This is a genomic window from Piscicoccus intestinalis NBRC 104926 (genome assembly GCF_001515525.1).
GTDB lineage: Bacteria > Actinomycetota > Actinomycetes > Actinomycetales > Dermatophilaceae > Kineosphaera > Kineosphaera intestinalis.
In genome coordinates this window covers 1-9,859 of record NZ_BCNQ01000161.1, presented here as the reverse complement: position 1 = coordinate 9,859, position 9,859 = coordinate 1, and the positions used below count along the sequence as shown (strand labels likewise).

Annotated in this window: 9 protein-coding genes and 1 riboswitch; of the genes, 7 read left to right on the top strand and 2 right to left on the bottom strand. The window is 72.3% G+C overall.

What is annotated here, in order from left to right; all coding sequences use genetic code 11:
• A partial coding sequence (locus tag PINTE_RS18355; protein WP_157087356.1) for a VWA domain-containing protein occupies window positions 1-583 on the top strand: 583 nt, incomplete at its 5' end.
• 47 nt (window positions 584-630) lie between these two features.
• Here PINTE_RS18355 and PINTE_RS18350 read toward each other — a convergent pair.
• Entirely contained in the window at window positions 631-1,578 is a 948-nt protein-coding gene (locus PINTE_RS18350) for a sugar-binding transcriptional regulator (RefSeq protein WP_068433644.1), read from the bottom strand.
• A 162-nt stretch (window positions 1,579-1,740) separates the two neighbouring features.
• Here PINTE_RS18350 and PINTE_RS18345 point away from each other — a divergent pair, with 162 nt between their 5' ends.
• The 3 genes from PINTE_RS18345 to glpK all read left to right on the top strand — a co-directional run bounded on the left by PINTE_RS18345 (window position 1,741) and on the right by glpK (window position 6,114).
• Window positions 1,741-3,477, top strand: a complete 1,737-nt coding sequence (locus PINTE_RS18345; RefSeq protein ID WP_068433642.1) for a glycerol-3-phosphate dehydrogenase/oxidase — start codon at window positions 1,741-1,743, stop codon at window positions 3,475-3,477.
• 230 nt (window positions 3,478-3,707) lie between these two features.
• A complete protein-coding gene (locus tag PINTE_RS18340; RefSeq protein ID WP_068433641.1) occupies window positions 3,708-4,475 on the top strand; it encodes an MIP/aquaporin family protein in 768 nt (255 codons plus the stop codon).
• Between the two features lie 112 nt (window positions 4,476-4,587).
• Window positions 4,588-6,114 (top strand): glycerol kinase GlpK, encoded by a 1,527-nt coding sequence (gene glpK / locus PINTE_RS18335; protein WP_068433639.1) that lies wholly within the window; start codon window positions 4,588-4,590, stop codon window positions 6,112-6,114.
• Window positions 6,115-6,211: 97 nt separating this feature from the next.
• On the opposite strand, the gene PINTE_RS18330 is transcribed toward glpK, so the two are convergent.
• Complete coding sequence (locus PINTE_RS18330) at window positions 6,212-6,592, bottom strand: hypothetical protein (protein WP_157087355.1); 381 nt, start codon at window positions 6,590-6,592, stop codon at window positions 6,212-6,214.
• Window positions 6,593-6,869: 277 nt separating this feature from the next.
• Here PINTE_RS18330 and PINTE_RS18325 point away from each other — a divergent pair, with 277 nt between their 5' ends.
• From PINTE_RS18325 to PINTE_RS18315, 3 genes are all read left to right on the top strand, one after another.
• Window positions 6,870-7,613, top strand: a complete 744-nt coding sequence (locus tag PINTE_RS18325) for a ZIP family metal transporter (RefSeq protein ID WP_068433635.1) — start codon at window positions 6,870-6,872, stop codon at window positions 7,611-7,613.
• 98 nt (window positions 7,614-7,711) lie between these two features.
• A riboswitch (cobalamin riboswitch) is annotated at window positions 7,712-7,816 on the top strand.
• A 54-nt stretch (window positions 7,817-7,870) separates the two neighbouring features.
• Complete coding sequence (cobO, locus tag PINTE_RS18320) at window positions 7,871-8,494, top strand: cob(I)yrinic acid a,c-diamide adenosyltransferase (RefSeq protein ID WP_068433633.1); 624 nt, start codon at window positions 7,871-7,873, stop codon at window positions 8,492-8,494.
• A partial coding sequence (locus PINTE_RS18315; protein WP_068433631.1) for a cobyrinic acid a,c-diamide synthase CobB occupies window positions 8,488-9,859 on the top strand: 1,372 nt, incomplete at its 3' end. The genes cobO and PINTE_RS18315, both read left to right, overlap by 7 nt.

The following is a 9,859-nucleotide window of genomic DNA, read 5'->3' as shown; positions in this document are numbered from 1 at the left end:
CGGCTGCGACCTGCGCCGCAGCCTGCGCGAGGGCAAGGAGGGCAACCTCGTCGTTTTCCTCGTCGACGCCTCCGGCTCGATGGGCGCCCGCCGCCGCATGGCTACGGTCAAGACCGCCGTGCTCTCGCTGCTGCTCGACGCCTACCAGCGCCGCGACAAGGTGGCGGCCGTGACGTTCGCCCGCGATCACGCCCAGCTCCTGCTACCTCCGACCGGCAGCGTCGAACTGGCCCGCGCCCGCCTCGACGCCGCCGCCACCGGCGGCCGCACCCCGCTGGCCGAGGGCCTCACGGCGGCGCACGACCTCATCCGCCGTGAGCGCGCCAAGGATCCGATGCGCCGCCCGCTGCTCGTCGTGCTCACCGACGGCCGCGCCACCCACGGCCCGAACGCCCTGCCGCGCGCCCGCGGAGCCGCCGCCCGCCTGGCCGGGCTCGGGGTGACCAGCGTCGTGCTCGACTGCGAATCACCCCGCGGGGTGCGCCTGCGCCTGGCCGCCGACCTGGCGACAGTGCTCGGCGCCCGCCTGCTGCCCCTGGCCGAGGTGGACCTGGCCGCCGAGACCCGCCCCGGCGCCGCCTGAGCCGTCTGAGCCGCCGAGGGGAGGGCGACGGCCTCACCCGCTGCGGGCTACTGCGCCGCGAGCAGGGCCGCGGCCGTGCGGTGGTCGATGACCAGGTCGGTGGCCACGCCCGCGTTGAGGGCCCCCATCAGCGCCGGCACCTTGTGCTCCCCGACCACCACGCACATGCGCCTCGGGATGCGGGCGAGCTCGCGCGGCGTGGGTCCGGAGGCGCGGGCGTTGATCTCGATGTCCTCGAAGCTGCCGTCACGGCGCAGGAACACCGTGCACACGTCGCCGACGACGCGCGCCCGCTGCAATTCCCGGGCGTCCTGCGCCGACAGGTAGCCGGCCCGGTAAACCTCCGAGGCGAGCCGGCCCTGCGTCGCACCGACCCCGAACACCGCGAGGTCGGCCCGCTCCCGCAGGTGCAGCACGCGGCGCACGGCGCTCTCGCGCCACAGCGCCGTCTTGGTGTCGACGTAGTCGAAGAAGGCGGGTGTGGGGAAGTAGGTGATCTCGGCGTCGAACGCTCCGGCGATCGCCCCGAACAGCTCCTGGGCGTACCGCACCCCGGAGGCGCGCGTCTGTGCCGACCCGTTGAGCTGCACCACGCGCAGCCCGGGGCACGGGTGGTGCGGTAGGTGGTCGGCGATCGCGGAGACCGTCGTGCCCCACGCCACCCCCAGCACCGACCCCGGCTCCACCCAATCGGCGAGAAGCCGCGCCGCGACGCGGGCCACGTGGTCGAGCCGCACGTGGTCGGGGGCGTTGCCACGCACCTCCACCAGGTGGGCCCGCACCCCGAACCGGCTGGTCACGCGCTGCGCGATCTGACGCCCGAAGCCCGATTCGGGGGCCACCGTGATCGTCACCAACCCGATGTCCCGGGCGTGCTTGAGCAGCCGGGAGACCGTCGAACGGGAGACCCCGAGAGTGGCCGCGATCGAGGCCATCGTCTCGTCCTGCAGGTAGTACAGCGTGGCGGCCCGGTGGGCCTGGTCCCGCGTGTTCATCGGTACTCCTTCACGGTGCACGTTTGTGCACCCTTCTGGACCATACGTGCGCCGGGGGGCCACGGTGGACTCGAGAGCACCGAGAGGCCCCCAGACCACCGACGTGGTGCCCGCGAACCGCCAACGGAGGCGGTGGCACCCGAACCTAAGGACGGATCGCCAATGACATCGACCGCGCTGACCTCACAAACCCGCACCCAGGCCCTGGAGGAGATGAGCTCGGGCGAACCCCTCGACATCCTCGTCGTGGGCGGCGGCGTCACCGGAGCCGGCATCGTGCTCGACGCGGTGACCCGCGGCCTGCGCGTCGGCATCGTCGAGGCCCAGGACTGGGGCAGCGGCACCTCCAGCAGGTCGAGCAAGCTCGTGCACGGTGGCCTGCGCTACCTGCAGCAGCTCGACTTCAAGCTCGTCTTCGAGGCCCTGCACGAGCGCGAGCACCTGCTCGACACCCTCGCCCCGCACCTGGTGCGACCCGTCTCGTTTCTCTACCCGCTGAACAAGAAGTACGTCGAGCGGCCCTACGTCACGGCCGGGGTGGGCCTGTACGACGTCCTCGCCCGCGTCGGCGCGCGCGATTCGGCGGCCATGCCGTTCCACCGGCACTTCACCGCCGAGGGCGTGCGCAAGGAGTTCCCGGACGTCAAGCCGGGCGCCATGGTTGGGGCCATCAAGTACTGGGACGCCACCGTCGACGATGCCCGGCTCGTGCTCGCCCTCGTGCGCACCGCCGTGCAGTTCGGCGCCTACGCCGCCAGCCGCACCCGCGTGGACCGGTTCACCAAGGCCGGCGATCGGGTCGACGGCGCCGTGGTGACCGACCTGGAGACGGGTCGCGAGCTGACGATCCGGGCCCGCACCGTCATCGGCGCCGCCGGCGTGTGGACCGAGGAGACGCAGGATCGCGCGGGCGCTCAGGGTGGCCTGAAGGTGCTCGCCTCCAAGGGCGTGCACATCGTGGTGCCCCGCGAGCGCATCGCCGGGGAGACCGGGGTCATCCTGCAGACCGAGAAGTCGGTGCTGTTCATCATCCCGTGGAGCCGGTACTGGATCATCGGCACCACGGACACCCCCTACCATCACGACCTCGTCCACCCCGCGGTCACGGCCACCGACATCGACTACATCATCGAGCACGCCAATGTCATCCTCGACAAGCCGCTGACCAGGGACGACATCATCGGCACCTGGGCCGGGCTGCGCCCGCTGCTGCAGCCGGGAACCAAGGGCGGCGACGAGGCCCAGTCCACCAAGGTGAGCCGGGAGCACACGGTGGTCGAGGCCACCCCCGGCCTGGTGACGATCGCCGGCGGCAAGCTGACGACCTACCGCGTGATGGCGGAGGACGCCGTCGACTTCGCGCTGGGTTCGCAGCGGGCCAAGGAGGTGCCGTCGCTGACCGACAAGACCCCGCTGCTGGGAGCCGTCGGCTTCCAGACCTACCAGCGTCGCGCCGACAAGATCGCGGCCGAGCACGGCGTGAGCCGCTTCCTCGTCGACCACCTGCTGCACCGCTACGGTGCGCTGCTGCCCGAGCTGCTGGAGATGGTGGCCGAGCACCCCGACCTGGGCCGTCCGCTGGAGCACGCCCCGGCATACCTGCGCGCCGAGATCGCCTACGCGTGCACCCACGAAGGCGCGCTGCACCTGGAGGACATCATGGTGACCCGCACCCGGCTCACCTACGAGATGCGCCGGCAGGGCCGCGACGCGGTGCCGGAGATCGCCGACATCGCGGCGACCTACCTCGGCTGGGACGAGCAGCGCCGCCGCGACGAGATCGCCGCCTACGAGGCCCGCTGCGAGGCCGAGGACGCCGCCGCCGCGCAGTACGACGAGGACGCGGCCGCCGCCGCGCGCGGCGCGGCCGCCGAGGTGACGGACCGCACCACAGCCTGAGGCCCCAGGCCGCTGGCGCCAACCGCGCCAGTGGCCTGACCACCCGCCCGTAAGGGCTCCATCCGGCAGCCGAGGCGCCGACCCCCCGCGGGGTCGAGCGCTCATCGAGCCCTGCCCTGACACCGGTGGCAACACCAACAGCAACGCCAACAGCACCACCAGCAGCAAGACCAGTCCTGACACCACGCCGGCCCCATTCCGGGCCGGCGCGTCACGAGGAGAAACTGACAATGCCGTCGCCCCTGCTCACCGTCGCCGCGACCGCGGCGCCCGTCCCACTCGGCCAGGTGTTCGCCTCCGAGCTATTCGGAACCGCGATCCTGTGCCTGCTCGGATGCGGCGTGGTCGCCAACGCCCTCCTGCCCGCGGCCAAGGGCGCGGGCGGCGGCCCCGTGATGATCCACTGGGGCTGGGGCATCGGCGTGTTCGCCGGCGTCTTCGTGGCCTTCCGCTCGGGGGCTCACCTCAACCCCGCCGTGACGCTGGGCCTGCTGGCCACCGGCGCCACGGAGTACGCCCCGGGCGTCGCCGTCACCGCGGCCTCGACGCTGACCTACCTCGTGGCCGACCTGGCCGGTGGCCTGCTCGGCGGCATTCTCGTCTGGTTGGCCTACAAGAAGCAGTTCGACGCCGACGCCGACCCGGCGCTCAAGCTGGGTGTCTTCAGCACCGGCCCCGAGGTGCGCAGCCCGTTCTGGAACGTGGTGACCGAGGTGATCGGCACGTTCGTGCTCGTGTTCGTCATCCTGCAGTTCGCCAACACGCCGTCGGGGCTCGGCCCGCTCTCGGTGGCCCTGCTCGTCGTCGGTATCGGCGCCGGCCTGGGCGGCCCCACCGGCTACGCCATCAACCCGGCCCGTGACCTGGGCCCGCGCATCGCGCACGCCATCCTCCCGATCCCCGGCAAGGGCGGCAGCGACTGGGGCTACTCCTGGGTTCCGGTGGTCGCGCCCATCATCGGCGGCGTCCTGGCCGGCGTCCTCGCCCAGATCTTCTGAGCGCCCCGAGCCCAACCCAGTCCAACCCAGTCCAGCTCGAGCCCAGCTCGAGGACACCCCGAATCCATTCGCACGCATCCGCCTAACGCGTCACGAGGAAGTGAGCACACCGATGAGTACACCGACGTACGTCATGGCCATCGACCAGGGCACCACGAGCACCCGGTCGATCATCTTCGACCACTCCGGGAGCATCGTCTCGGTCGGCCAGTTCGAGCACGAGCAGATCTTTCGCCGGGCCGGCTGGGTCGAGCACGACCCGATGGAGATCTGGGGCAACGTGCGCCGCGCGGTCGGCCAGGCCCTGTCCGAGTCTCCCGACCTGACCGGCGCGGACCTGGCCGCCGTCGGCATCACCAACCAGCGCGAGACCGCGGTGGTGTGGGACAAGACGACCGGTGCGCCGGTGTACAACGCGATCGTCTGGCAGGACACCCGGACCCAGCGGATCGTCGACGAGCTGGCCGGCGACCAGGGGGCGGACCGCTACAAGGACATCTGCGGCCTGCCGCTGGCCACCTACTTCACCGGACCCAAGGTGAAGTGGATCCTCGACAACGTCGAGGGCGCCCGCGAGAAGGCCGAGCGGGGCGATCTGCTCATGGGCACCACCGACTCCTGGGTGCTGTGGAACATGACCGGGGGCGTCGGCGGCGGGGTGCACGTCACCGACGTGACCAACGCCTCGCGCACGATGCTCATGGACCTGCGGACGCTGCAGTGGGACGAGTCGATCGCCGCCGACATGGGCATCCCGCTCTCGATGCTGCCGCAGATCGCCTCCTCGTCCCAGGTGTACACCACCGGTCGCAGGCAGGGACTGCTGGCGGGCGTGCCGATCTCCGGGATCCTGGGCGACCAGCAGGCCGCGACCTTCGGACAGGCCTGCTTCGAGAAGGGCATGGCCAAGAACACCTACGGCACCGGCTGCTTCGTGCTGATGAACACCGGCACCGAGATCGTGAAGTCGCAGAACGGGCTGTTGACCACGGTGTGTTACAAGATCGGCGACGCCGACACCGTCTACGCCCTGGAGGGCTCGATCGCCGTGGCCGGCTCGCTCGTGCAGTGGCTGCGCGACAACGTCGGCATCATCTCCTCGGCCGCGGAGGTGGAGGAGCTGGCCAAGGAGGTCGAGGACAACGGCGGCACCTACTTCGTGCCCGCGTTCTCGGGGCTGTTCGCGCCGCACTGGCGCCCGGACGCCCGCGGAGCCCTCGTGGGGCTGACCCGCTTCGTCAACAAGGGGCACATCGCGCGGGCCACCATCGAGGCGACCGCCTTCCAGACCCGGGAGGTCATCGACGCGATGAACGCCGACTCCGGTGTCGACCTCACCGAGCTCAAGGTCGACGGCGGGATGACCGGCAACGAGACCCTCATGCAGTTCCAGGCCGACCAGCTCGGCGTGCCCGTGGTGCGCCCGAGGATCGCCGAGACCACCGCCCTGGGCGCCGCGTACGCGGCGGGCATCGCCGTGGGGTTCTGGCAGGGCGAGCAGGACGTCATCGACAACTGGTCGGAGGGCAAGCGCTGGGAGCCGGTGGTGGACGAATCGGAGCGGGAGCGCCAGTACCGCAACTGGAAGAAGGCCGTCACCAAGACCCTGGACTGGGTCGACGACGACGTGCCCGCCTGAGCGGCCTGCGCCGCGCCTCATGGCATCGCGTCGCCGTCGCGTCGCGTCACCGTCCCGTCACCGCTGCGCCGGCTCCCGCTCAGGCGGGGGCCGGCGCTCAGGCGTAGCGCGGACTGACGCCGCCCGCGTCGAGAAACGCCCGCGCCAACGGCGAGGTCGAGGTGCGGGCGACGCGCACGACGAAGGCGTCGTCGAGGGGATCCTCCCCGGTGAGTCGCTGATAGGAGTGCCGCACCTGCTGCAGATCGGCGAACAGATCGCGCAGCCCACCCTCCTCGAGCTGTTGCAGCCGGGCGTACCCGACGAACAGCGCGGCCTTCGGCACCGACTGGCCGTCCTTGGGTGGCCACTCGAAGGCGTACCCGCAGTGCGCCCGCAACAGCCGCATGTCGTCATGGGTCAGCGGCCCGATCGGCACGCGCACGGCGCCGTCGGGCCTCGACGCACCTTCTCGTCCCGCCTCGCGCTGCCCGTGCATCGCCCACCTCGCCTCGGCCTTCTGTCACGATCGGCAGCCCACGCCCGGTTCTTACCGCTGGTGGCCGGCCGGGGTGCCCGATCGGGCGGATCGGCACCGACGAAGACGGCAGCTTCGTACATTCACTCCGGTCGGGCCGCGCGTCAACGCTCTGACCTGCGGCGTCGTCAGGGAGGGCGGCACCGGAGGGCGTTGATGTACGTCGCCGCCGTCTTTGCCGCGGCCGGTTCGATGCGCGCATCCACCGATCCGGTTGGGCGCAGAGCACAATTCGGGCATGACGACCGCCGCCCTCTGGGGAACCGTTGCCGCATCGTCCCTGCTCCTCGGGGCACTGCTGGGCCTGGCTCGCAGGTGGCCGCCGCGCCTGGTGGGCGCGGTGTTGGCGTTCGGCGGTGGAGCCCTCATCGCGAGCATCTCGTACGAGCTGTTCGCCGAGGGTCTGGAGACGGGCGGGCCGGTGCCGCTGGGGCTCGGCCTGGCCGTGGGTGGCCTGACGTACTACGGCGCCAACAAGGCCGTGGAGCGCGCCGGTGCGGGCCGCGGGGACGACTCACCGGCCGGGCATGCCCGTGGCCGCCGTCGGGCGCAGGGCGGCACATCGCTGGCCATCGGCGCCTTCCTGGACGGCCTTCCGGAGCAGGCCGTGCTCGGCATCGGCATCGCCTGGGGCACGGGTGTCAGCATCGCCCTGATCGTCGCGATCTTCGTCTCGAACCTGCCGGAGGCCATCGGGTCGGCCAGCGATATGCGAGCCACCGGCGCGGCCGGCCGCTCGATCGTCCTGCTGTGGACGGGAGTCACCGTGGTGTGCGCGCTCGCCACGATGGGCGGCTTCCTGGTCGCCGACATGGTCGCGGACCCGATGCGCGGAGCCGTCGACGGCTTCGCGGCCGGCGCCCTGCTCGTCATGCTCGTCGACTCGCTGGTGCCCGAGGCGCGCGAGAAGGCGGGGGAGTCGGCAGGTCTGGTCACCGTGCTCGGATTCGCCCTCGCCGCCGGGTTGTCCCTGCTGTCCTAATCCGCGTCGCCGCCGCTGCGGCAGCTCTCGGCCGACCCCGGCGGCCGGCCCAAATCGCGGCACCGGCTCCGGTAGGCTTCCCCCGCGGCCGCGAGGCCGCGACCAGCCATCCACCTTGGACGCGTGACGAGGAAGCCGGTGCGACGCCGGCACGGTCCCGCCACTGTGACCACGGGCCCCAGGCCCGGGGGAGTCAGGAACTCAGCGACGTCCATCAGTTCCCGAGGGCGAGGACGCTTCGAGGAAGGCAGGCAGCCGTGCCGCAGGGTCAGCCGCAGACCGTTCCCGACGACGGTCTGACCACCCGCCAGCGCCGCAACCGCCCGATCACCGCCGTGCACACCGGCCCCGGCAAGGGCAAGTCGACCGCCGCCTTCGGGATGGCGTTGCGCGGCTGGAACCAGGGCTTCGACATCGGGGTGTTCCAGTTCGTCAAGTCCGCCAAGTGGAAGGTCGGCGAGGAAGAGGTCTTCCGGCGGCTCGGGCAGCTGCACGAACAGACCGGCGAGGGCGGCGCCGTCGAGTGGCACAAGATGGGCTCGGGCTGGAGCTGGACCCGATCCAGCAGCGGCGAGGACGCCCAGGAGCGGCACGCCGCCGACGCACTGGAGGGCTGGCGCGAGATCCAGCGGCGGCTGGCCGACGAGCGGCACGACCTGTACGTGCTCGACGAGTTCACCTACCCGATGAAGTGGGGCTGGGTCGATGTCGACGAGGTGTGCGCGACGCTCGCGGGCCGCCCCGGCAAGCAGCACGTCGTCATCACCGGCCGCGACGCCGACGAGCGCCTGTTCGAGGTCTGCACGCTCGTCACCGAGATGACCAAGGTCAAGCACCCGATGGACGACGGCCAGAAGGGTCAGCGGGGCATCGAATGGTGAGTCTGCCGCGCGTGCTCGTCGCGGCGCCCGCCTCCGGGAGCGGTAAGACGATGATCGCCACCGGGCTCATCGCCGCGCTGCGTGAGCGCGGCCTGGCGGTCAGCCCGCACAAGGTCGGGCCCGACTACATCGACCCCGGCTACCACACCCAGGCCGCCGGGCGGCCCGGGCGCAACCTCGACGCGCACCTGGTCGGGCAGGAGCGCCTCGTGCCGCTGCTATTGCACGGCGCCGCCACGCCGGAGCCAGCGGACGTCGCGATCATCGAGGGCGTCATGGGTCTGTTCGACGGGGCGCTGGGCACCGACGGCTTCGCCTCCAGCGCCCACGTCGCCCGATCGACCCGCACCCCGGTGCTGCTCGCCGTCAACTGCGCCGCGGTCTCCCGCAGCGTCGCCGCCGTCGTGCACGGCTTCGCGACCTTCGAGCCGGGGGTGCGGGTCGGCGGCGTGATCCTCAACAACGTCGCCTCGCCGCGACACGAGGCCGAGGCCCGGCGCGCCGTGGCCGCCACCGGCGTGCCCGTCGTCGGCGCGATCCCGCGGCTGCCCGACGTCGTCGTGCCGAGCCGGCACCTCGGGCTCATCCCCGCCGCCGAACGCCGGCCCGAGGCGCTGTCGGCCGTCGCCGCGCTCGGCCGCATGGCCCGCGACCACCTCGATCTGGAGGCGGTGCTCGAGCTCGCCCGCAGCGCACCGGAACTCGACGATTCGCCGTGGGATCCGGTCGCGGCGATCGCGTCCGGTGCGGTCGGGGCGACGCGCGGGGAGCCGGTCGTCGCCGTCGCCGCGGGGGAGGCGTTCACGTTCGGCTACGCCGAGACCCCCGAACTGCTCGCCGCCGCCGGCGCCCGGGTGGAGACGTTCGACCCGCTGCGCGACGAGGCCCTGCCCGCCGGCACGGCCGGCCTCGTGCTGGGCGGCGGCTTTCCCCAGATTCACGCCGGGGCCCTGACCGCGAACACCGAACTGCGCCGGGAGGTGGCCGCGTTCGCCGACGCGGGCGGGCCGATCCTCGCCGAATGCGCCGGCATGCTGTACCTCCTGCGCGAACTCGACGGGGCCCCGATGTGCGGGGTGTTGCCCGGGTCCGCGCGCATGCATCCGCGGCTCGTCCTCGGCTACCGCACGGCGGTGGCCGTCAGCGACAGCGTCGTGGCCGACGAGGGCGCCCGCGTCACCGGGCACGAGTTCCACCGCACCCGCGTGCGCCACGATGCGAACGGATCGGGCGCGCGCGCCTGGGGCTGGCGTGACTCCCGCGACGAGCCGGAGCTCGAGGGGTTCGTGCACGGGCGCGTGCACGCCTCCTACCTGCACACGCACTGGGCCGGGCGCCCCGACGCCGCCGCCCGGCTCGTGCGCG